General features: G+C 69.1%; 19 protein-coding genes and 3 pseudogenes. 11 read left to right on the top strand and 11 right to left on the bottom strand.

The features are described 5' to 3' along the window. Positions 1–916 precede the first annotated feature (916 nt). The 4 genes from FHS34_RS40715 to FHS34_RS40700 all read left to right on the top strand — a co-directional run bounded on the left by FHS34_RS40715 (position 917) and on the right by FHS34_RS40700 (position 4,352). Positions 917–1,246, top strand: coding sequence for a hypothetical protein (locus FHS34_RS40715; protein ID WP_184975619.1), 330 nt, complete (start codon positions 917–919; stop codon positions 1,244–1,246). 242 nt (positions 1,247–1,488) lie between these two features. Beyond that, complete coding sequence (locus FHS34_RS40710) at positions 1,489–1,743, top strand: hypothetical protein (protein WP_184975617.1); 255 nt, start codon at positions 1,489–1,491, stop codon at positions 1,741–1,743. 216 nt (positions 1,744–1,959) lie between these two features. After that, positions 1,960–3,234 carry an ATP-binding protein gene (locus FHS34_RS40705; protein WP_184975614.1) on the top strand — a complete coding sequence of 425 codons (1,275 nt, stop codon included), beginning with the start codon at positions 1,960–1,962 and terminating at the stop codon, positions 3,232–3,234. Next, positions 3,231–4,352 (top strand): tetratricopeptide repeat protein, encoded by a 1,122-nt coding sequence (locus tag FHS34_RS40700; protein WP_184975611.1) that lies wholly within the window; start codon positions 3,231–3,233, stop codon positions 4,350–4,352. Before FHS34_RS40705 ends, FHS34_RS40700 begins: the two co-directional genes overlap by 4 nt. A gap of 372 nt (positions 4,353–4,724) precedes the next feature. Here the strand turns inward: FHS34_RS40700 and FHS34_RS40695 are convergent, their stop codons facing one another. The 9 genes and pseudogenes from FHS34_RS40695 to FHS34_RS44320 all read right to left on the bottom strand — a co-directional run bounded on the left by FHS34_RS40695 (position 4,725) and on the right by FHS34_RS44320 (position 11,827). Then, positions 4,725–4,925, bottom strand: a complete 201-nt coding sequence (locus FHS34_RS40695) for a hypothetical protein (protein WP_184975608.1) — start codon at positions 4,923–4,925, stop codon at positions 4,725–4,727. A gap of 69 nt (positions 4,926–4,994) precedes the next feature. Next, positions 4,995–5,249, bottom strand: coding sequence for a hypothetical protein (locus FHS34_RS40690; RefSeq protein ID WP_184975604.1), 255 nt, complete (start codon positions 5,247–5,249; stop codon positions 4,995–4,997). Between the two features lie 303 nt (positions 5,250–5,552). Continuing rightward, positions 5,553–7,307 carry an immunity 49 family protein gene (locus FHS34_RS40685; protein WP_372478651.1) on the bottom strand — a complete coding sequence of 585 codons (1,755 nt, stop codon included), beginning with the start codon at positions 7,305–7,307 and terminating at the stop codon, positions 5,553–5,555. 432 nt (positions 7,308–7,739) lie between these two features. Further along, a complete protein-coding gene (locus FHS34_RS40680) occupies positions 7,740–8,519 on the bottom strand; it encodes a sulfite exporter TauE/SafE family protein (RefSeq protein ID WP_184975601.1) in 780 nt (259 codons plus the stop codon). A gap of 136 nt (positions 8,520–8,655) precedes the next feature. Then, positions 8,656–9,347 (bottom strand): annotated as a pseudogene (locus tag FHS34_RS40675) (TSUP family transporter). 87 nt (positions 9,348–9,434) lie between these two features. Further along, a complete protein-coding gene (locus FHS34_RS43655) occupies positions 9,435–10,388 on the bottom strand; it encodes a sensor histidine kinase (RefSeq protein ID WP_308288346.1) in 954 nt (317 codons plus the stop codon). Positions 10,389–10,396: 8 nt separating this feature from the next. Further along, positions 10,397–10,828: a hypothetical protein gene (locus tag FHS34_RS43975; protein ID WP_225817950.1), complete on the bottom strand. Its 432-nt coding sequence runs from the start codon at positions 10,826–10,828 to the stop codon at positions 10,397–10,399. Further along, positions 10,825–11,655 carry a response regulator transcription factor gene (locus FHS34_RS40665; RefSeq protein WP_372478652.1) on the bottom strand — a complete coding sequence of 277 codons (831 nt, stop codon included), beginning with the start codon at positions 11,653–11,655 and terminating at the stop codon, positions 10,825–10,827. The genes FHS34_RS43975 and FHS34_RS40665 overlap by 4 nt, the downstream gene beginning before the upstream one ends. After that, positions 11,639–11,827 (bottom strand): hypothetical protein, encoded by a 189-nt coding sequence (locus tag FHS34_RS44320; RefSeq protein ID WP_372478653.1) that lies wholly within the window; start codon positions 11,825–11,827, stop codon positions 11,639–11,641. Before FHS34_RS44320 ends, FHS34_RS40665 begins: the two co-directional genes overlap by 17 nt. Positions 11,828–11,951: 124 nt before the next feature. Here FHS34_RS44320 and FHS34_RS40655 point away from each other — a divergent pair. Continuing rightward, positions 11,952–12,643: pseudogene (locus FHS34_RS40655) on the top strand (transposase). A gap of 1,110 nt (positions 12,644–13,753) precedes the next feature. Next, positions 13,754–14,746 carry a hypothetical protein gene (locus tag FHS34_RS40650; protein ID WP_184975596.1) on the top strand — a complete coding sequence of 331 codons (993 nt, stop codon included), beginning with the start codon at positions 13,754–13,756 and terminating at the stop codon, positions 14,744–14,746. Between the two features lie 170 nt (positions 14,747–14,916). Here FHS34_RS40650 and FHS34_RS40645 read toward each other — a convergent pair whose 3' ends face one another. Beyond that, entirely contained in the window at positions 14,917–15,726 is an 810-nt protein-coding gene (locus FHS34_RS40645) for a transposase family protein (RefSeq protein ID WP_184975628.1), read from the bottom strand. Positions 15,727–15,847: 121 nt separating this feature from the next. Here FHS34_RS40645 and FHS34_RS40640 point away from each other — a divergent pair, with 121 nt between their 5' ends. The 4 genes and pseudogenes from FHS34_RS40640 to FHS34_RS40625 all read left to right on the top strand — a co-directional run bounded on the left by FHS34_RS40640 (position 15,848) and on the right by FHS34_RS40625 (position 18,418). Then, positions 15,848–16,396, top strand: coding sequence for an AAA family ATPase (locus FHS34_RS40640; protein WP_184975593.1), 549 nt, complete (start codon positions 15,848–15,850; stop codon positions 16,394–16,396). 168 nt (positions 16,397–16,564) lie between these two features. Next, positions 16,565–17,633 (top strand): annotated as a pseudogene (locus FHS34_RS40635) (IS630 family transposase). Between the two features lie 227 nt (positions 17,634–17,860). Further along, a complete protein-coding gene (locus FHS34_RS40630; RefSeq protein ID WP_184975587.1) occupies positions 17,861–18,124 on the top strand; it encodes a hypothetical protein in 264 nt (87 codons plus the stop codon). Positions 18,125–18,226: 102 nt separating this feature from the next. Next, complete coding sequence (locus FHS34_RS40625; protein WP_184975584.1) at positions 18,227–18,418, top strand: hypothetical protein; 192 nt, start codon at positions 18,227–18,229, stop codon at positions 18,416–18,418. Between the two features lie 234 nt (positions 18,419–18,652). On the opposite strand, the gene FHS34_RS40620 is transcribed toward FHS34_RS40625, so the two are convergent. Continuing rightward, a complete protein-coding gene (locus tag FHS34_RS40620) occupies positions 18,653–19,948 on the bottom strand; it encodes a NucA/NucB deoxyribonuclease domain-containing protein (RefSeq protein WP_184975581.1) in 1,296 nt (431 codons plus the stop codon). Between the two features lie 569 nt (positions 19,949–20,517). On the opposite strand from FHS34_RS40620, the gene FHS34_RS40615 reads away from it, so the two are divergent. Then, positions 20,518–21,792 (top strand): hypothetical protein, encoded by a 1,275-nt coding sequence (locus FHS34_RS40615; protein ID WP_184975578.1) that lies wholly within the window; start codon positions 20,518–20,520, stop codon positions 21,790–21,792. The last annotated feature ends 826 nt before the right edge of the window (positions 21,793–22,618 follow it).

Raw genomic sequence — 22,618 nt, 5'->3', positions numbered from 1 at the left:
CCTCTACCCCCCCACCCCCACCCCACGAAAAGGCACCCCACACCCAACCAGCCCACAGAACACACCGCACACACTCCCGACACGAACCACAAACCGAAAGCACACACACCGGGCCCCCCCAACGAACAACCACCCCACCGAAACACACAGTCACACGCAGCCGGACAAGAGAGTGGGGGTGGCCTGGTCGCAGCACAACCGCCACCCTGCGGCAGCACCCCGCCCACACCACAACGAACCCCACCACGCCCTGGCCCCCACCCCGCCCGGTCCCGTAGGTGCTGATTCTCCGAGCGCTGGGGTAGTGACGGCCACTTACGGTGACCGCGTCGCTGAGTAGGCCCGGAGCGCGGTGCCGGGATTGCTCCCGGTCCGTTTCTCCGGACCTCTCGCCGAACCCGCCGTGCGCCTCTCAACGCAACGGGCTCTCCACGGTCTCTGCCGTCAGACGGGGTTCGCAGGCTGCCAAGGGTTGGGGATCGTGCTGGCCCGGTATCGGTAGCGGCTCACCGTGACCGATGCGATCCGGAACAGCTCGATCCCGTCCGCCACCGAGTTTCGGACACCGAAGACCAGTCAACTGGACGACTTGCGACTGCGCGCGCTACCTGGCCGTGGAGCGGCCGGGCTGGCGGATCGGGCATTCCGCAGGCCAGCGCCGCGATCGGGGCCTCTACCGTCCGGCTTGGGTGGGGCCCCAGGCTGAAGCGGCGGAAATACGCGCAGGTCAGGGGGTTGCGAAGTGAGCACTGAAGTTGGCGAGTCTCGCCAGGTAGCGCGCTCAGTCACACTCGGGGCGCTATGAACACCTCGCCTGCCGGCCGCACAGCTGGCCAAATGGCATGAGTACGAGGAACGACCAGAAGTGAGTACGCCGGCGCAGGCGGCCCAGGAGCAGGGCCGCTTGGCTGTATCCATGCACGAGACGATCCCCGCGCTGACCGACAGCTCCGCCGGGACCCCGGCCATCGGCAAGGTTCCGATGTGGACCACGGCTGCAACGGTGGCCCTGATCCCGGTGGCCTTCACCTTCGGGTGCCTGGCAGGGATGGCCACGGAGATCCACCCCCAGACTGCGGCCGTCCTCATCACGTGCTGGTGGGCGTCCTGGACCGTTACCCCCTTGCTCGTACTGCTCTCCCGGCTGCCCCTGCGACACCCCACCCTGGCCAGCGCCTGCCGCTGGGCGGGGTGGGGTGCGCCGGTCCCCCCGGCGGTCACGATCCTGCTGACCCTCGGCCTGTAGGACGGTCACCACGCCGCGGCGCGATCGGGAGGCCGGCGAGTCGCCCGGGGACACGGCGCTTTCCGGGGAGCATCATGTCTGAGTACGCGCACCAGGATCTGAGTAGTCGGGCGGCTGTGGGCAGCGAGCCGCTCGCATTGGATGAGGGTATGAACGCTTCCGCATCCGACTCTGTCCCCGCTCGCCTTGCGCAGTCTCCGTCGCCGAAGGACCGCACGCGGCTATGGGCCGCCCTGGCCGCCATGCTGTTCGCGCCGGCGGCCGGGGTGATCGGAACCCTGACGCTGGCCTCGGAGCGGGCCTCCCGCTGCGTGACCTACGGCGAGCAGTGCACATCCGGGCTGCCCAGCTGGGTCTTCGAGTGGAGCGCGGGCGTCGGCGCTGCGGCGCTGCTTGTCGCACTGGCCGCGCCGCCCGTACGGGTGCGGCAGGCGGCACTAGCTGCTCAGGTGCTGGCGGAGGGCAGCGCACTGCTGGTCATCCTCAGTCATGCCTGACGTACTCGGTGCAGGAGCGGGAAACGCTGGAGAGACCCGAAAGCCCGTCCCGAAGAGTCACTTCCGGCCATCCGAGCGCTGTGTAGAGCGCGTTCGGACGGCGGTGACCTTGAAGGCGAGGGACGGCCCCAGTGGTTCTCGAAGGCCGAACGGCCACGGCTCGTCAGGCCCAGGGCCAGCGGAAACCCCGTGACGGTGAGTCCGTAAAGTGGCCACATGTCTGAGGTCTCTCCCCTGATACAGAGTTTGCGCACGGCCGTTGAGGCGGCACCGGCTGACGTGCCTCTGCGACTGCACTTGGCCGGCCTGTTGCTGGATGCCGGTCGGCAGGACGACGCGGTCATTCAAGTGGCCGTCGCCCTGCAGCACGCGCCGGGTGACGGTCAGGCAAAAGCGCTGATGACACGCGCAATGGGCACGCACTCGCCCGCGGGAATGCCGCCTTCTGAGCTGGCGCTGGCCCCGGCAGCCCCACCCACGGAGCCTGCGCCCGATACCACTTTCAACTGGGGCGCCGCCGCCGACCAGGTCAAAGACGTACTTCCGCCGCGCTTCGTGGAAGAACCCCTCGCCACCGACGGCAGCGGCGACCCCGAGGGTGCCCCCGCTTGGGACGTCGATGCTCCGGGCACCGTACGCCTCGCCGACGTCGGCGGCATGCAGGAGGTCAAGGACCGCCTGGAAGCGGCGTTCCTCGCGCCGTTGCGCAACCCGGAGTTGCGCAAGCTCTACGGTAAGAGCCTGCGCGGTGGCCTCCTCCTCTACGGCCCTCCCGGCTGCGGTAAGACCTTCGTGGCACGCGCCGTCGCGGGGGAACTCGGTGCGAGCTTCCTGTCCGTGTCCGTCAACGACGTGCTCGACATGTGGATCGGCAACTCCGAGCGCAACATGCACGAACTCTTCGAGACGGCCCGCCGGCAGGCCCCCTGCGTCGTATTCCTCGACGAGTTGGACGCTCTCGGCGGCAAGCGCAGCCGTACGCAGAGCGCAGGCTTGCGCAACACGGTCAACCAGCTCCTGACCGAGCTCGACGGCATCAACGCCGCAGCCAACGAGGGCGTCTTCGTACTCGCCGCGACGAATGTCCCCTGGGACGTCGACATCGCCTTGCGCCGCCCTGGCCGCTTCGACCGCACGCTCCTCGTACTGCCTCCCGACGCGCCGGCACGCGAGACGATCCTCCGGTACCACCTGCGCGAACGCCCCATCGAGAAGGTCGACTTGGGGAAGCTCGTCAAGATGACCGACGGCCTGTCCGGAGCCGACCTCGCCCACCTGTGCGAGTCCGCGGCGGAGACGGCGCTCCTCGACTCGGTGCGCACCGGTGTCGTCCGCATGATCGGCATGAAGGACCTGCTCGGTGCCGCGAAGCAGACGGTGCCCTCGACGGAGCCGTGGTTCGCCTCTGCGCGCAACGTAGCGATGTATGCCAATGACGGCGGCATGTACGACGACCTGGTCGCTTATCTGAAGAAGAGGCGGAAGCTGTGACCACGCTGCACCCGACCGTCGAACAGGCCCAGGCCCTGATCGACTTCGAACGCTATGAACAGGCTCTGGAACTGCTGGGCCGCCACCTCGCCGAGGATCCCGGCGACATACGCGCCTGGGTCAAGATCGGCTACTGCCATCTCAACACGAAGGCGCCGCGGCAGGCGAGTGAGGCGGCCGACGAAGCCCTCAAGCTGGACCCCGAGGACTACGGCGCACTGATGTTGCGCGCCCGGGCAATGGTGGACGACGGGGGTTGGCTCAACGTCGAACCCGTACTGCGCCAGGCGATTCGCGTAGCTCCCGAGGAGTCATACCCCCGTGCCATGCTGGCGGACGCCGTGTGGCGGGCCGCGATCGTCAAACACGCCCGGACAACGGGAGCGGGGGCGATGAGTCATGCGGACATGGATCGCGTTTCCGGCGAGGCGGCCGACCTGGCCATGGAGGCATTGCGCCTGGGCCCCGAGGACCTTTATGCCCACGTGGTCGCGCACCGCATCGCCAGTGCGGCCGGCAATCGCACCGTCTCCGATCAACTCGACGAGGCCATTCTCCGCATCGACCCCAATCACGACGAAGCCGTTGCCCGCCAGACGAAGAAGGCCGCCGAGGCTCCGGGTGTGAACGCCGTACAGGCCGCCGAACTGTACGCGGGTGCGCTGGCCGGCCAGCCCGACTCTTCCTGGATGCAGCAGCAGCTCGACCGTGCCACCTACCGGCTCCTGCGGGGCACTCGATGGCTCGCGCTGCTCTGCCTGGTCACGCCAGCCGCCATGATCAACCTGTTTCCGTCTGACGACCACCCGGCCCCCGCACTGCCCCTGCCCATCGGCCAGCGCCTGTGGTCCATGGTGATCATGGCGGCGATCTGGGGCTTCGGGGCCTGGCGCCGCTACCGCAAGCTCCGCGCCGGGGTGCAGCTCAACGTCCGCTCGCTGATCCGCCGCGGCCGCTGGGCCCGCGTCGTCCTAGCGCAATCGGGCTGGGCCATGCTCTGCGCCCTGCTGATCGCGGGACCTGCCTGGGCAGACCTGGCCGGCCCACGCCTGCTCTTCTGGGCGGGCCTCGTGCCCATCGCAGCCACCATCTGGTTCGACAAGAACAAGGCCCGGTAGCTCCCTGGGGGACGCAGCGGACCAAGGTCTGGGCAGGTACTCGGTGCGCCGGCCGAGCTGCCGGACATCATGGGCGACCCGGCGGGCGGCGAGCGGGGCACCAGGGCGTATGAGTGGAACGTGCACCTCTCACTGCCGATCGAGCCGAAGCTGGCCCGCTCCGTGACGACTCTGCCGCCGCCTGGGGCGCGTCCACTGCTGTACGGGCAAAAGGCGGGGTTCCGCGTTCTCGTTTTCACCGGCCGGGAGATGTACCTTCAGTCAGGCGTGGAGCCGGCCGTGGCCCGGCCTTTCCGGAGATCATCCGGGCAGCGGCCGCGTTCGGCGTAGAGGTGGTCGTCGACGCCGAGCTGGTGGCTGACGTGGCCGGAGCTACGCCTCATCCGACCTGTCGTCGACGGCGCTCGGCATGCCCAGCTCGGCAAGGAGCCGGGCGCGCTCTTCGGCGGTCTGCATCGGACCCGTGTACGGCCGTTCCCTCCATGAGGGCAGAGGGCGGGCACCCTCAGGCTGGGCGTACACCTCGGCGAGCTTCGCCTCAAGTTCGGCCTGCGGGTGGGGGACGCCGGCCATCGGGTCCTCGGTGTCGTAGTCGGCCGGGGTCTGCTTGACGATGACCGTCGTCTCGTACGGCGCGTCGACTCAGTCGCCATGCGGGTACCAGCCGCCCGCGAGGAGTGCGGCGGTGGCCGCGGCCTTCGCCTCGTCGCGGTCGCCTCCGGACGGGACGTCGAGGGTTTCCTCCACCTCGATGTCCGCGGTGACGTCGACTTCCCAGTAGCCCTCGGAGACCGGGGCCGGGTCGTCCTCGCCGACCCGTTCGTCGGCCTGGACAGTGAGATACATCTGCGATCCCTCTACCCAGGTCAGATGGGCGCGGTGCTGGACGTCGGCCATGGTGGCGGTTCCCTTCGCGGCGGTACGGGGCGTGGTACGCACCCGCGCACGCGGGAGAACTCGGCTCCCGGACCTGTGGGGTGAGGGGGCCGAAGGGCTACAGCAGCCGAAATGCCGTGTAGGCGATGGTGTTTCGCTCCTCGCTCCGGGCCGCGAGGCCGCCCCGAGGCGCATCCCCTGACGCAGGGGTCGAAGTGGAAGGCGATGCCTCGGCCTTCCACGACACGAACGCTATCAGCCCCCAGAGCGGACGCTCAGGCGACTGCGGAGGCTTCCCGGGCCGGAGCGGGGGGCGCACCCTGACTAGAAGGGTTGAGCAACCCGCAGGAGGTACTGCGGCAGGTAGGGGGACTGAACGCGGATGGCCCAGCCGCGGCGGCGGGCGTGGCAGGCCAGCGCGAGGACGTCAAGGTTGACGGAGACCTCCGGAGAGTCGGAGCGGTCGGCGACCTCGTAGTACGCGCGGTGGGCTTCCAGCGCGTCGGCCATGGCCAGGTTGAAGCTCTCCTCGTCGCCCTCCACCAGCTGCGAGAGCAGCACGGCCGGCGGCATCGCGAAGCCCCACTCCTTGGCCTTCTCGGCCTCTTGCAGTGCCCGCTGCGCGGCCGCTTCGGGCTCGGCGCCCTTCAGGTAGGCGTGGAGGGCCTCGCGGTACGCGGTGAAGGCGGATCCGTCCGGGCGGGCGAAGGTGGGGCCGGTGAGAACCAGCGGGGCGAGGTCCTCGCGTGCGCCGGTGATCAGGGCGAAGGTGGTGGCCATCTGCCAATATCCGGCACCGGCTTCCCTGCCCCGCTTGGCGGGGTAGCGCAGGGTGCGCCCGCCAATGGACACCTCAACCTCGGTGTCCGGCTCCGCCAGCGCGACACGGAACAGGGCCGCTCCTATCTGAGAGGCCAGCCGAAGAGTGGCGAGCTGGGCGTCCGCAACGTCGCCGGGGTTTCCCGCCCGCCACTGGAACAGGCGCTGCTGGTCCTCCAGCACGCTGCCCAGATGCCAGACAGCAAGGGGCTTGCCGTCGACGGGAGCGAACGCTTCGTGGAGGTGTTCCTCGTACATTGCCTCGATCCGCTGGATCCCATCCCGCTCACAGGCCGGCCGTTCCACGACCAACGGGCCCGCGGCGAGCGCGGCGACCGCGTCCGGACGCCGGTTCCGGCCGAGCCCTCCGACCCGCGGCCCCCGGCTCTCGAAGCCGGTGACCAGCGCGTGCGGGAGGTAGTCGCTGCGAACGGCCGGCGCCCAGCCCAGCGTCCGGTACGCGATCGCGGCCAGGGCGATGGGCACGAGCGGGAGCAGGCTGCTCGGGGAGTCCGCCGGACCGTGCAGGGCGCGGTGTTTGACCAGGAGTTCGGCGAGTGCGGCGTCGAAGCCCGGGCGGTCCTCGGCGGCCAAGGCCCGCAGCGTCCGCAGCGCCAGGCCGTTCGGCTGGTCCAGGAGGGGCTCGCCCGTCTCCGCCGCACGGGTGCGGACCCGGTCCAGAGCCGCGTCGACGGCGGCCAGCTTGGCCTGCGTGCTCGGCGGGTACTCGCCGTCGCCGGCGTCGTCCAGGGCCACGGCCGTCAACCCCGTGGCGAGCTCGCCGACAGGGGTCCCCTCGGCCTGGGCGGCGAACTTCCGCCGGGCGAAGGTGAATTCCTCGCCGTGCCACTTGGCCTTGTCCCTGAGGACCGACAGGCAGAGCGCGTCGATCCACTCCCCGGGCGTGACGCTCTCCTCGGGTGCGTCCTCACCCGGGTCGTAGCTCATGCCGAAGTTCACGTACTCCAGGAAGACGTTGAAGCTGCAATGCGGGTGGTACGCCGCGTACGCGACGGCGCCTGCCGCGGCTTCCGAGGCGTCCTTGAGGGCCGTCTTGGCCTCCGCGGTGTCGAGACCGGGCGACTCGACGGACAGGGCGCCCAGGTAGTCAAGGAACTCGTCGGCGATCGACTGCCACTCGTAGGTGGCCATCCGGCCGGCCCGTGACATGGACCGCACCTGACCCCCGATCCGGTTCGTGAAGTCCTCGCGCGCTGCCGTTACGGCGCCCTCGCCCACCTGGTGACGCTCTATTCGCACTGTCCCTGCTCCTTGATCGATCTCGGCAACAGCCTAGGTGCGGGATCCGACAGGCCAGCGACTGCTGTGACCGAAGCCCGAGCCGCGCCCACCCTGGAATCCCCGCGAGCCCAGGGTGGCCGGCAAACCGCCGTCGTTCGCCAGCCGCAGGCTGGGCCATCGAGCACCTCCCGCCCGAGTGCGGCGCGGCTGGTGAGCCGCGGGCCGCGCGGCGCGCGGGCGGGCGGGGCGCGAAAGGCGTAGGAGTGGAGAGTGCACCTCTCACCGCCGGTCGAGCCCATGCTGGCCCGCTCTGTTGCGACGCTGCCGCCGCCCGGGGCACGGCCGATGTTGTTCGAGCAGAAGTTATGGACAGGGTTGTGTGCTGTCCGTTGTCCATGACCGAGTGGGGATGTGGTTGCGGGCCGACGCGGAGCGGGACGTGGTGTGTGGTCACAAGGTCTGGGTGGCGTACAGCGTGCCGAGGGCGGCGGCGAGGGTGCCGAGCAGGAGACGCAGTGCCGTTTCCGGGAGGTGGGGCTGGAGGCGGGCACCGAGGTAGCCGCCGACCAGTCCGCCGGTCCCGCAGGCGAGACCCAGCGGCCAGTCGGGGGCCACGGCTGCGGAGCTCATGAGGGACAACAGCGCGAAGGCGGCGGCCCCCACCACGGATGTGGTGAAGGTTGCGGCGAGTGCTGCGGGGGCGACGCGTTGGATGGGCAGTCCGCGTCCGACGAGGATCGGCCCGAGCAGGGAGCCGCCTCCGATGCCGTACACCCCGCCGACCGCGCCCACGACCAGGGCGAGGACGGTAAGGGTGCGCGCGGACGGCTCGGGCGCGGTTCGTCGGCGGTGGGCCGGGAAGAGGGTGCGGACGCACAGCGACAGGCCGAGTGGCAGCAGGAGCAGGGCGATCAGCAGGCGGAAGACGGCCGGTCCGGGAACGGCGAAGACGCGGACGATGGCACCGAGTACGACCCCAGGCAGGGTGCCCGTCACAAGGCGTCGGACGAGGGGATCACCGAGGATGCGGTCTCGGCCGTAGCGCCACAGGGCGCCAGGCCCGGCGACGACGTTGAACAGCAGGTTCGTCGGGGTGACGGCGGGACTGGGGACGGAGAACAGGCTCAGCTGTACGGGCAGCAGGAACACGGCTCCGGACACGCCCACCGGGGCGGTCACCGTAGCGATCAGCAGTCCGGCTGCGAGCCCGCCCAGCACTGTCTCGTCCACGGCTGCCCCCGGCTCCTCGATTGCCTGGCCAGTATCCGGGCGCGGAGCTGGTGCGGGGCAGGCCGGCAACGAGATGTTCACGCGCAGCAAGTAGCGTCATGAGTGGTCGCGTTGAAATGACGTCAGTGGAGGTCTGTCATCCGCCGGTGATGGCCAGCAGGAGGCCGGAGGCGATCAGGCCCGCCTCGATGATGAGGACGAAGAGGTGGGCCGGCAGCCGGTCGACGATCTTTTTCCCTGCCCAGGCCCCGGCTGCGCTGGCCGGGGTGAGGGCCAGGCCGACGGTGGCGCTGGTGGCGGTCAGTACGGCGGCGGCGCCGAAGACCACGAGTTTGGTCAGATGCATCACGACGGCGGAGGCGGCCTCGGTGCCGATGTAGGCGCCGCGCAGCAGGCCGCGGGCGAGGAAGAACGGGGCGACCATCGGTCCGACCGAGCCGACCAGTGCGGAGCTGAAGCCGGAAGCGGCGCCGACGGCGGCGAACGCGCGGTCGTCGAGCCGGGCCGCGTGCGGGTTCCAGCGCCGCCAGACGACCATGATCAGCAGGAACACGCCGATGAGGCGGGCGGTGGCGCGGTGGAGAACAGCAGTGCCCCGGCTGCGGCGGCCGGGACGGCGCCGATGGCGAAGATGCCGACCAGCCGGCGATCGACCTCACGCCGGTTGAACCACACCCGGCTGCCGTTGCTCGCCAGCTGAGCGACGGTCAGGACGGCGACCGCGTCCCGGGTGCCGAGGACGGCAACGAACACCGGCAGCAGGAGCACCCCTCCGCCGAACCCGGCCACCGCAGACAGCGCCGCGGTGGCGAACGCTGCGGTCACCATCACGGCCACCAGCAGCACCGTCTCCATGACGGCACATTCTTTCCGACGCCCTGGCATGGGCCGCCGCCGGGGCGCCAGGCCGCGTGATCACCACCCGCGGCCTGCCGCACTGGTGATCGGGGTTGTCTGGAAGCGGCGTTCCCGGCCGGCGGCGGGGCGCAGGCGGATGTGGGCGTCCAGGCCGCCGCCGGGGGCGATCTGTCCGCCGGAGGCGGTCACGAGGTGGCGGACGATGGGCAGGCCCAGGCCGGTGCCGTCGTGGTGGGAGTCGGAGGCGCGCCAGAAGCGGTCGAAGGCCCGTTCCCGGTCGGCTTCCGGCATGCCGGGTCCCTGGTCGATGACATGGAGGTCGGCGCCGGGGGCGCGGGCGAGGGTGATGGTCGTGCCGGGCGGGGAGACGCGCAGGGCGTTGGCGACGAGGTTGTCGATGATCTGCTCCAGTGCCCCAGGGATCGCCCACACCTGGCCGGCGGCCGGTCCGGTGACGGTGATGGTGACGTATTGCTCGTCGGCGAGGGACTCCCACATGGCCGCGCGTTCGGCGAGGACGGCGTCCGCGTCGACGGGTTCGGGGGTGGTGGCGGCGTTTTCCAGGCGGGCCAGGGCGAGCAGGCCGTGGACCATGCGGCTGAGGCGTTCGACCTCGCCGATGGTTTCTTCCAGGCTGCCGTGGGCGCGTGGGTCGAGGTAGGGCTCGAAGTTCTCCAGGCGCAGGCGCAGCGAGGTCAGCGGGGTCTTGAGCTGGTGGGAGGCTTCGGAGGCGAAGCCGTGCTGGGCCTGGAGCAGGTGCTGCAGCCGGGTGGCGGTGTGGGTGAACGCGGCGGCCAGGCGGCGCAGTTCGGGCGGTCCGCTGCCGGCGTCGGGTGGGTTGTCCAGGCGGCCGGCGGCGAGCTGGGTGGTGGCGCGTTCCAGGGCGCGCAGCGGCCGGGTGATCCAGCGGGCCAGGGTGAACGCCACGAGCGCCACGGCGGCCAGCACGCATGCACCGGCCAGGGCGAGGGCGGCCCAGATGCGGTGTCCGCGGTCGGTGACCATGGTCATCGGGTAGGTCACCTGCAGGGCGCCGCGGATGGTGGTGCCGGCGTGGCCGCGAGCACGTCCGTGCCGTCAGTGCCGGTGCGGGTGGTGACGGTGGTCTGGTTGCGTAGGGCGGCGGCGATGTCCGGATCGCCTGCCAGTGTCGTCCCGGTGGCGGTGGCGTCGGCGGAGTCGGTGAGCAGTTGGCCGGTGCGGTCGACGATCACGACGCGGGCGCTCGTGTTGGCCTCGGCGTACTCGCGGCCCATTGCTGGCAGGGCCGTCAGGTTGCCCTTCTCGATGTTCTCCTCGGCGACCTCGGCCAGCATCGAGGCGTCGCGTTCGACGCTCTGGGAGAAGCGGGATTCCTCGCCGCGGGCGTAGAGGTAGCCGAGCGGGATCTCCAGTCCCAGCAGGACCAGCAGCGCCAGCGCGAGGTAGCTGAGGATCAGGCGCAGAGTCACGACGCCTCCTCGGCCGTGGCCGGCTCACCGGGCACGGTCAGGCGGAAGCCCACGCCGCGCACGGTGATGATCCAGGCGGGATCGCCCAGCTTGCGGCGCAGCGCGGCGACGTGCGCGTCGAGGGTCTTGGTGGGGCCGAAGAAGTGCGGGTCCCACACGGTGTCCATGATCTGCTGGCGGGAATGGACGGCGCCGGGATCGTCGGCGAGGTAGGCGAGCAGGTCGAACTCGCGTGGCGACAGCGCGATCTCGCGGCCCTGGAGGCGCACCTGCCGGGTGCGGCGATCGATGTCCAACCGGCCCAACTGCTGGGCTGCGACTGCCGGCACGGAAGCGTGCGCCGCCTCGGGAGCGGGTGCCTGGGTTGCCGGGGGCAGCGCCTGCTGGGCGCCGGTGCGGCGGGTGACCGCCCGGATGCGGGCCACCAGTTCCCGCACGCCGAACGGCTTGGCGAGGTAGTCGTCCGCACCGAGTTCGAGTCCGACGACCCGGTCGGCTTCCTCACCCCGGGCGGTGATCATGATGATGGGGATCGCGGAGCGGGCGCGCAGGGTGCGGCAGACGTCCAGGCCGTCCATGTCGGGCAGCCCGAGATCGAGCAGGACCAGATCGGGAGCCTCGCCGGTGTCGGCGAGGCCGGCGGCGCCGGTACGTGCCCGGTCCGGGCACCGAGCCCGTCGCCTCCGGCATCGACCGCAGCGGTCATCAACGCCTGGTAGTCCGGCGACAGTTCCTTCACCCCGCTCGCGAGTTGCCGGTGAGGCACCGCCCGACGCGGCCCGACCGGCTTCCTCCTCGATACCTCGCCGGCTACGTCGACGGTGCATCCTCCTCGGCCAGCGCCTCCAGATACTGCTCCAGGCCGATTACCCGGCGCCGGTGCACTTCTTCCGCGTCCGCCAGAGCAGCCCGCACCCGTTGCAACTCGGCTTCGAGGTGCTTCACCTGCGCGGCTGCGGCCTTCTGCCGCGTTTCCAGAACCGCCCGCATCGACGGCATCCGCCACCTCCACGACATCTCGTCCGGCAACGAGCAGGCTCCCGCAGCAGTAGCTAGTTCATGCCTGACCAGCGAAAACGGCACACGAGGTTCGGAAAGAGAACGACCTCTAAAAGGGGTCACCATGCTCGTCGTCACGCGTGAGGGCGACCGGCGCTGCAAGCTCCGCCCGTCTCAACGCGCGATGGTGGCACTGGCGTACCTGCACGAACACACCACCCTCGCGAAGATCGCTGCCGGGTTCGGGATCAGCGAGTCCACCGCCCACGCCTGCACCAGCGCGGTCATCCACCTGCTCGCCGAACGCGCACCGGGTCTGCTGAAGGTCCTGCGCGAGGCCGATGCGGACTTCGTCCTCCTGGATGGCACACTCACCGAGTGCGACCGGGTCGGCGACGGACGGGCCGACTACTCGCACAAGCACCGCCGGCATGGGGTGAACGTGCAGGTGGTCACAGATCCGCGCGGCCGGCTGTTGTGGCTCTCACCCGCGCTGCCGGGGCGAGCCCACGACATGACCGCAGCCCGCACCACCGGATCATCCGCATCTGCGAGCGCCAGGGCGTCCCCATCCTGGCCGACCTCGCCTACCAGGGCGTCGGCCCCTGGGTGACCACGGGCATCAAACGCAGATCCCTTCAGGAGCTCACCCTCACCGAGAAGACCCTCAATCGAGCCCTGGCTGCGGCACGAGCAGCAGTCGAACGCGGCGTCGCACGCCTGAGGTCCTGGCGGATCTTCCGCAGATCCCGGTGCAGTCCGAACCGCATGACGTCAATCGCCAAAGCCATCCTCACCCTGGAGCGGCAACGCTGAAGAAACTCAATGATCGCGCCGGGCCGCCCGAGACCTCGCGGCGATTCTGGCCACGGAGCGAGACGACGGCTGACGCGCCCGCCGGCCGGGTTCTGCCGCTGGACGGCGCAGCCTGGCTGGCGGCAACTGCTGGTTGCTCTCCCGGGTCCGGGGGCCATTGGCGAGTCGTGCACGAGCGGGGGAACGCCGTCAACGGCAGGCACGAGGGAATAGGTTGAGGCAGTCGATGGGTCCGGCAGCAGCGAAGCGACCCTTGTCCAGCTCACGCTCCACTTGCAAAAAGCACAACACAGGCGCCGTGGAAGGTGCCGACGTACATCGCGCCGGCGGTTGTGCGGCGTTCCTGCTTGGCTTTTCCGCAGCCGAAACCGCGGGAGTTCCTAGGTTCCTGGACGTCAGGCCACGGGAAAACGTACGCGAGTCCACGATTCATAACAATTCGCGTACGAGTTGACAGCTACGGATCGGACGTCACCGAGCCCGTCAGAGGGAACGAGGCACGGCCTGGAACCTGCGTCCTGTCTGGCCGAGTGGCCGTCCGAGGAGCGGCAGCCTCGGCAGGCAACTGGGCGATTGCTTTCGCGGTGGTGTGCTTCGCCGCCGGAACATCGCGCGCGACAAGCCCTTGTCGCCTCGCCTCACCGGACAGCGCGGAGCGATCTGTGGCCGGCACCCAGCACGCGGGGCCCGGTGAGGCCGCTCAGTCGGGCTGCGTTTGCGGCTTGCGGTAAACGTGCCACGCTGGAAATACGGAGTACGAAGGAATGGGGCACGCCGTTCGAACGGCGATTTCTGAAGGGTGTGACACAGCCGACGGCGGCGTGCCGCTCGACTTGTCCGCCCTCAACACGGCGGCCGCGCGTCCTCCCGGCGCGGGTACGGGTACCAGGCGCCAAGACAACGTGCCAGACCAACCAGCCACTTCCATCACGTCCGTCGGCGCGGGCGGAAGCCGGCGGCGGGTCGGCCAGACGACGGCGAAGACCTCTCCTCGGCTGCAGCAGGAATCGTCAACGGTCGGACATGAACTGACCCGAACGCACCGTGTAGCTGGGCGAGGTCCCACTGCCCGTCCCGAAATCCCGCTGCCCGTCCTCTGAGGAAGCTGCCATGGAGATCCCCGAAGAACTGATCACTGAGCTGCAGGTTCCGGCACTCGAGCTGAGCGCCCTGCAAGGCGTCAACGGCGTGGGGCTGGGCATGCGAGAGGAGAACGAGGAGTTCTTCGAGGAACTGGCCGTGCGGGTCTACGTCGACGACGCCACGGACGTGCCCGAGCTGCCCACGCAGCTTGCCGACCTGCCCGTGTGCATCATCGAGTTCCCCATCGAACCTTTGTTTGCGCCAGACAACGGACCACATGACACGCTCATGGGCGGAATACAGATCGAGCAGGCCCCGCGGGCCACCGGCACACTTGGTGCGGTGGTCATGCGCAATGACGACAACACCCTCGTGGGCCTGACCTGCCATCACGTCTCCGGCGACACCGGGCTTCGGGTCTTCCAGCCCACCGCGCCCCCAAGCCCAATCGGCTCCACCCCCGACCTGAGTGCCAGCCTGGGGAAGGTGGTTGACTTCGACTCCCCTGTGAATCAGACGATCCCGACTCCAGCCGGGGGAACGCTGTGGCTGGGGCGGCAGGTTGATGCCGCCATCTTCGATCTGGACGAGGCCGTGACTCAAGACGGTGACACCAGGGAGTTTTCCAACGAGATCGCCGATGGCTTCGGTGCGGTCGCTCAAACGCTGGCGCCGACGGTGCCCATGTTTGTCCGTAAACGGGGATCTCAGAGTGGCCCCACCGGCGGCCTGATCCTCGGCATGGCACTTGCCGTGCCGTGGGAGTGGGGCAGCCCACCGGACAGGCACCAGTACGCGATGGCCAACCAATTTGAGATCTACTACATCCCGTCGGAATGCCCGGACGACATCATTGCCCGGGGCGGCGACTCGGGTTCGGTCGTGCTGCAGTCCGGAACGAACACCGCCGTCGGGCTGCTGTGGGCCGGCGCCAGGACAGGCGGGCCACGGGCGCTGATGAGCGACATAACCATGGTGGAGCAACGGCTCAACGTAACCCTCGTCTGGGATCCCGCATGACCGTCGCCGACCTGACAGTCGGGCTACGTTCCGCCACCCACACTTCTTTTCGTCAAGGGCTCGCAGCCGGATGGAGACACAGTTCATCTTCGTCAAGCCGAGGAGGCAGCCGATTCTGGTAGAAGGCGCCGTCTGGGTCTGTCCAGCTACTGAGGTTTTCACAACGATGATCACTTCCAGATTTCATTGAGGACGAGGGCTGCTCGGGCGATGTCGCCGATCCGGCTGGGGCTGAGCGTGACGTGCTGCAGGGTGCGCCATCGCTGTTTGAGCTCGGCGGCGGTGCGCTCGCCGAGGGCCCGCACATGCCGTAGCAGGGTGTTGAACATGCGGGTGTCGACGTGAAGTACCCGTTCGGACTGGCCCTTTGGGCGGCGGACGGGGATGAGGACGCCGATGCCCGCGCCGATGTAGCCCTTGTCCGCCAGGGTCGGCAGGCCGTCGGCCGCCGCCTTGTACAGCGCGGGCAGCGCGTGGATGCGGGCGGCGGTGATGTCGGGGGTGGAGCCGGGCTCGACGTCGGAGACCCACAGTGGGGTGCCGTCCGGGGCAGCAAGGAACTGGATGTTGCCGCCGAATGCCTTGTGCTTCTGGCGGAACCACAGGTCGTTGCCGTTGTCGCGGACGCCGGCGAGGCGGCCCGATTCGACCAGCGTGCCGTCAAGGATCACGTGTGTCGCACCCTCGCGCTGACAGCGGCTGAGGACCTCATGCAGATCGGGGGTCCGGTCGGCCAGGATGTCGATGCCCTCGTGCAGGTAGCGGTAGCCGGTGGCCCGGGAGATTCCGGCGTCACGGGACAGGCAGTGCACACATCCGCGTTCACGGAACCAGCGCAGCACCAGCACCGCCTGCCGGAACGGTCCCAGCGCCGGTGAGCCCTTCGGGGTCCCGATCCGCCGCCGATGGGCGGCCAGCAGTCGGGCGAGGAACTCGACGACGTGGCGCGGGACGTCGAGCATGGCAACATAGGTGACCAACGTGAAGCCTCTGGTAGTTGCGGACATGATCTTGTGGTGAGACCTGTCCTACCAGGGGCCTCACGCTTGCCCCCGAAGGGGGCTCGCGCATCCGCCTGCCGTCTGTGAGCGAGAGGTCCGCGTGGGCACCGAACCCGGTTCCGCAGTCGTCCTGATCACCGGCGTGATGGCGGCGGGGAAGTCCACCGTGGCCGAACTTCTGGCCCGGCAGCTGCCCCGGGCCGCCCACGTGCGCGGCGACGTCTTCCGGCGGATGCTGGTGTCCGGCCGGGAGGAACTACTGCCCGAGGAGACCGCCGAGGCCAGGGCTCAACTGGAACTGCGCTACCGGCTCTCCGCGCTGGTGGCCGACGAGTACGCGCGCCACGGATGGACCGCGGTCGTCCAGGACATCGTCCTGGGGGAAGACCTGAGCCAGTATGTCGCCCGGGTGCAAACACGCCCCTTGTACGTCGTCGTGCTGGCTCCCTCCGCCGCAGCCGTGCAGACCAGGGAGGCCGAGCGCCCGAAGGCCGGGTATGGAGTCTGGACGCTCGAAGCCCTCGATCAGGCACTGCGCGAGGAGACTCCGCGCATCGGGCTCTGGCTGGACACCTCGGAGCAGACACCGCACCAGACGGTCACGGCGATTCTCGACAACTTCCCCGCCGCCCGCGTAGAGACCGGCTGACCCAGTTCAACACCCAATTCGGCTGGAGGCTCTCTCACTGAGAAAACCTCACTGACCTTCAAAGCATGTGTCATAGAGACTGACGTCTCATGATCCCTGCGGTATGCCGACTAGTGACCCGAGTCAGAGGTTCGTCGTTGGTTTGGTGTGAATCGTCGTGGACCGAAGATCCCGCCGTTGTCGGTAACGGATGCCCCGGGCTGTGCTTGAGGGATGGGTGCGTCGCCGGTCGACGGCTCAGGCTCTGGCCTTGCGGTTCCGGATCGTGCTGGAGTGCGCCCAGGGACACTCGATCATGGAGGTGTCACGTCGGCTGAAGGTGGCTCCGGAAGCGGTCCGCACCTGGCGACGGCGCTTCCTCGACCGCGGTCTGGACGGCCTGCCCGACGAGCCCAGGCCAGGTGTCCCCAGACAGATCACGGACGCGGATGTCGAGCGGGGCATCGTCAAGACACTGGAGGAGAAACCGGCGAACCCCACGCACTGGTCGACAAGGTCGATGGCGGCTGCGACCGGGATGTCCCAGTCGGCCATCTCAAGGATCTGGCGAACGTCCGCCCTGGCCCCGCACCGCTGCGAGACGTTCAAACTGTCCACCGACCCACTGTTCATCGACAAGGTCCGCGATGTGGTCGGCCTCTATCTCGACCCGCCGGAGAAGGCCCTGGTGCTGTGCCTGGACGAGAAGTCACAGATCCAGGCCCTGGACCGTTCGCAACCGGTGCTGCCGATAATGCCAGGGGTCCCCGAACGCCGCAGCCACGACTACGTCCGCGCGGGCACCACAAACCTCTTCGCAGCCCTGGAAGTCGCCACGGGCAAGGTGATCGGGTCACTGCACCGCCGGCACCGGGCCGCCGGGTTCAGGAACTTCCTGACCAAGCTCGACAAGGAAGTCCCCGCAGACCTCGACGTGCATCTGATCCTGCACAACTACGCCACCCACAAGACGCCCGCCATCAAGAAGTGGCTGCTGGCACATCCCCGCTTCCACTTGCACTTCACGCCAACCGGCTCATCATGGCTGAACCTGGTGGAGCGATGGTTCGGCGAACTGACCAGCAAGAAGCTCCGGCGCGGCGTCCACCGCTCCGTCCAAGCCCTCGAACGCGACATCCGAACCTGGCTCGCCGACTGGAACGAACACCCCAGACCCTTCGTCTGGACGAAGACCGCCGACGAGATCCTCGACAAGGTCGCCGCCTACTGCCAGAGAATCTCCGACTCGCGTCACTAGAAGAACTCCCCCGTCCGGTCGCAATGGAGGTCCGGGTCTGGGTGAAGGTCCTGCGTGGCGAGGGCAGCCGCGAGCACGCACGCCGTACCTTCTTCGGGGTCCGCCGCTACCTCGAAGTCGTCCACCCGATCCTCAAGGGCTGAGCCCGCACCGCCAGCAGACTGCGGGAGATCACCACCGACGACGTCACCACCGCCATCGCCACCCGCAAAGGCAACCCGGCCCGCATGATCCACATCGTCCTGCGGAACCTGTTCCGGGCCCTGCGGCAGGAGAGGGCCATCTTCCGGGACCCCACCCGGGGCCCGGTCTTCCCCGGCATCACGATGCTCCCGCCCTCCGTCCCCTCCGACCAACTTGGCGGCCTCCTGGAAGGCGCGCGCACCGCGGTGGAGCGGTTCTTCATCGCCCTGGTCGCCGTCCACGCCCTGCCAGGCAGCACGATCAGGCGCCTCCAGCTGGCCTGGCTCGACCTGTCGCCGGCACCCTGACCACCGGGGCCGGCCTGATGCCCCACGTCGTCCTGCTGGAGGACTTCACTCGTCTCGCAGCAGTCCGCGCTCGCCACCACCCACCCGCCCGTCAGCGACACTATGCTGTTCCAGCGCACCTTCACCCGCGCCGGGCTGACCATGCACCAGGTCCGCCAGGACCGGATCCCCTTCGAGGCCCGCCAGCACGCCGACCCCCTCCACCTCATGCGGCAGTTCGGCCCGAGTGACGGCGCTGCCATGCGCTACGTCACCGCCGCGCACCCCGAACGCACCGCCAACCTGCCCCGGTAGCCGAGGACAGCCGGCGCAGGAAAGTCGGCAGCGGGATCCGGCACAGCGGCGGGGATGTCACCACGTCCATGCGCAGGTGCTCTACGTGGAAAAGGGCCTGGTCGAGGAGCTCGGCGACGGTGGTTGTCGCAGACCGCATAGAGATGGAGCGGCGCTGGCGTCGACGGCTTCGGCGACATCGTTCACCGACGAGGGGCCTCCCTCCCCGAGCACCCGGGGAGGGAGGCCTGCCGCCTAGGGGATGATGACCACCTGGTACGCCTCGCCTTGGAGGATGCGCTCGGACTGAACCTGACGGCCCACGGACCGCCCCGCGTTCTGGTTCTGGTCTGAGGGGACATGGGCCTTGATGCAGGGTGCGACCGGTTCGTCGCGTACGACGTCTACCCGCCATGCGCCGCCGCCCACGTAGCGGGGGATGATCTCCGCGCACATGGAGCCGATCGTGCCGCCCTGGCGGGTCCTGGCAAAGGGGAACTCATCACATTCATCATTCACGACGGTGGGGTCGGCTACGAAGGGCTTCGGGGGAGCCTTGCAGGTGTAGTAACTCCTGCTCTTTGCCCTGGCCTCGTCACCGTCACGCGTGAGCGGCCTTTTTGCGGTGCCCATGGCGTTGTTGTCGCTCAGGTTGTTCTGCGCCCATTCGTAGGCTACTGCGGAGGCCCCGTATTGGGACTTGCTGAGGACCACCCTGGCCAGGTCATCAGTGGCGATGCAGCCGGGGGAATTGCCGACCTGCCCGTCACAGGCCACCGATGGACCCGCCCACTGCCCATAGCTGATGACGGGGTACTCCGCATCAGGGCTCTCGGTCTGGCTCTGGTAGGCGATCATGCTGCGCGAGCGCTCGCCGCCGCCCCGGGTAGTGGTCTCGTAGGAGAGGTGTCCGGTCTGGTCCTCCTCACCCGCGCGCAGCTCGATGGCCCCGCCGCCCCAGGCGGGCGGCCCCGGTATGCACGCGGTGCACGACGACGACAGAGCGAGTCTCACAGCGGAAACACCGTCGTACTTGCCAGCGTAGACGGCGATGTTCTCCTGCCACTGCACGCTATTGGGGTCCAGCGCGGACCGGGCCGTGACGAGGAGTTCGGCGGTGCCGATCGTGTCACCCGCGCGGTTCTCAAGCACGTACACGATGCCGTGCCGCATGCAGTAGGCGTGGCGGTTGGAGACGACATCCTGGCGTTTTGTGGAGGTGCACAGCGCCTCCGGGCTGGCATCCGGGTTGTCCCCGGGGTCGACGCCGTCCAGGGGGGCGGCGGCGACCCCGGGGACAGCGGCGGTGCGGGCGCGGATACGGGCGAGATCCCCGGCGGTGACGGGCCGCTCCCTAATGCAGGTCCATGCCGCGCCCTGGCGCGCAGGCCCGGAACCGGGGGTAGTGGCCGTGCAAGCGCCGTGACCCTTGGGAGCCGCCCGGCCCGCTGACGGCGGTGCGGCGGCGGCCGGTGAGGTGCCCAGGGCGAGGAGGGCTGCGGTCAGGGCAAGTGCGGCTAGTGCCGCGAGCAGGTGTCTGGCACGTTTCACGATGGTCCCTTCGAGTGTGGTCCTTGCTGACCACGCGGTCGTACAGCTGATCGGGATGGTAAGAACCACCGATCGGGCCCAGGTTCGGAATTCGCAGTCCTGTCCGGATTTCACGACTGGTCCGGCGCTCTCCCGGGGGTGGGCAGCCATCCGTCGTAGCCGGATACGATCGCCGTGCGGGAAGCCGGCACCAGGAACGAGGCGCCGTGGTCCGCGCTCGCCGCAGCCAGCTTGAATCCCCGAGCTGGCGCGCGCATCTACCCCCTCGTCAGCTGCGCGCACTGTCTGCCGCGTCCGGCAGACTCCGGTCGCCCCGCGCCTGTACCCACTCAGGGCGCTCCCGGCGCCCGCCAGCCGCATGCTGGACTGACATCACGGTGAACTCGGGCAACGCCCCTGCGTGCCAAGGGAGAACAAGCCATTCCGCCCCGGCGCAATCAAATTCATTGATCCCTTCATCATCATTTCATCGGGTGTCGCTAATGTTCACTCGCGCTCAGCACCATCACACTGACCACACCACCGGCCGTTCCCGCCTGCACGCGGGCCGGCCAAAGGGGGAAACGACGATGCGTCACATAACATCGACCGGCCGCTTCGGCAGAGGGCTTTTAGCCGTCACCGCTGCCGCTGCCTCCGCGACAGCCGCCATCGGCCTTGCCGCCTCACCGGCTGCTGCAACACCCACCAACACGACGGCGCCCCGGCCCGGCGACGCCTGCACGACGGCCGACCTCGGCACACGTCACCCGTACATCAAGACGACCGAAGTCACCCCGGAGATCACCCACTTCAAGGGCTGGTACGTCACCCAGGGCTCAACCGGCTACCAGAGCGTCACCACCAGCACCCAGACCACCATCTCCGTCTCCGTCGGTCTCAACGGCAACGTCCAGGGCAGCTTCGCCGTCGAGACCCTCGGCACCGTCGGCGCGAGCCTGGGCCTGAACGTACAGGTCAACTACTCCTCCACCAGCAGCGAGTCGAACACGGTCACGTGGAATTTCTCCCGGCCCGGCTACTACGGCGTCTACAAGGGCACGAAGAAGGTCACCGGCACGTACGGAAGCCTCAACTGCAACCGCGTCCAACAGGGCACCGGGGGCTGGGCGTTGCAGTGGATCGTAGGGCCCGGCAGCGGCAGCTTCACCACCTACACCACCCTTGAGGAAGGCGCGGTGCGCTGCGAGGACACGGTGCCGGCCAACAGCATCATGGCCAAGGCAAAGGGCCTCCTCGACTGCGGCTCGCCCGCCGCGAAGGCCAAGCACCCGGCGGGTGCGGTGGCCCCGACAGCGAAGCAGACGCAGGACCGCCTCGCACAGCGCCCGGCTCCCACCAGCGGCACGTCCGCCGAACAGCACAAGGCCACCGGCCGAAGCGCGCAGGCCGCGCTCACATGCGAGCCCGGCGCCTACAAGATCGACGTCCCCGGCAAGCCCCTGAACTGGAGCGCACCGCTCCTGGCCAACGACGGCATCCGCCTGCGCGAATCTACATTCTTCAGCGCCCACCTGGACAACTGGCGCCTGTGCAACGTGACGGAGAACAACGGAGTCCTCGAGGCGTCCCTGTGGAACTGGGGCAACGGCGGATGCGCGACCATCCCGGCGAACATCGCCAACCAGGAGCAGGCCTACCTAACGACGGCCACCTGCGGGGAGGACGACCTCCAGCGGTTCTACATCTACCGCGACGTACCCGGCAGCTCGAAGATCGGTCTACAGAACAAGTACACCGGCTCCATGATGGGCCACGACCGCTACGCGGACGCGGAGTTGATCCGCCAGTACTCCAGCGGCAGGCAGGACGGTACGGGTACGTACACCCTGACCGGAGTCTGACGGCCCGCACCCCGTGAGCGGCCCCGCACGTGAACCCTCGCCCTCCTGGTTCCGTGCGGGGCCCTCTCGTCGGCGAACGGGGAGGGAGAGTGGGCGACGACGTCCGGGTGCAGCGTGGACGCTACCTCTTCCAGGTCGGGGTGGGTGGCAGCGACCTCGCGTAGCACCCGGGTGAAGGTGACGTGGACTTCATACGTCCCTAGTGTCGCCGGCTAGGGCACGGCTGGGGCCGATCCCGAGAGCTTAGGGCGGCCAGCCTCGCTTCGGTGTCGATGGGAGCGCCAAGGCCCACGGTCACGAGGGGCCGCCTGCGCCTTGCGCCCGGCGGTCGGCGGTCGGTCACCTCCGCGGGAGAGCCTGTGTCGGTTGGTCTTCCCGCTCGAGGCCGGGACAGGGGCCGCACCGCACAGAAAACAGCATCTGACCTGGTGTTTCTTAACCTCTGACTTGCGTGACCGCAACGAGGAAGCGCCGTCCGATACCCCCGACAGCCCAGCAGCTTCCCGACCCGCACCGGGCCGCTCGACAGCCGCGCCTTCCTCGCCGCCGGGTGTCGGCATCGATGACAACCTGATGGTCAGCAAGGACGAGTGGGACGGCTACACGCAGCGCATAGCCGCCGTCGGGGGCGTCTCAGGGGCGGGACTGCAGCACCTTCAGGGCACCGGTCTCGGTGTAGTAGCTGCGCAGAGCCGGGTCGGCAGCGGCGGCGCTGGGAACGGTTCGGGGACCGCCCGGGTCCGTGACCACGCCGCGACACACATCACGTCCGGCTGACCGGGACTGACGGGCACCGCCTTCACGGCCGCCATCGATGCCGCCTTGC

The sequence above is a fragment of the Streptomyces echinatus genome, from assembly GCF_014203595.1.
GTDB classification, from domain to species: Bacteria; Actinomycetota; Actinomycetes; order Streptomycetales; family Streptomycetaceae; genus Streptomyces; species Streptomyces echinatus.
Note: the sequence above shows the minus strand (reverse complement) of the source record. Positions and strands in the feature narration are given on the sequence as shown.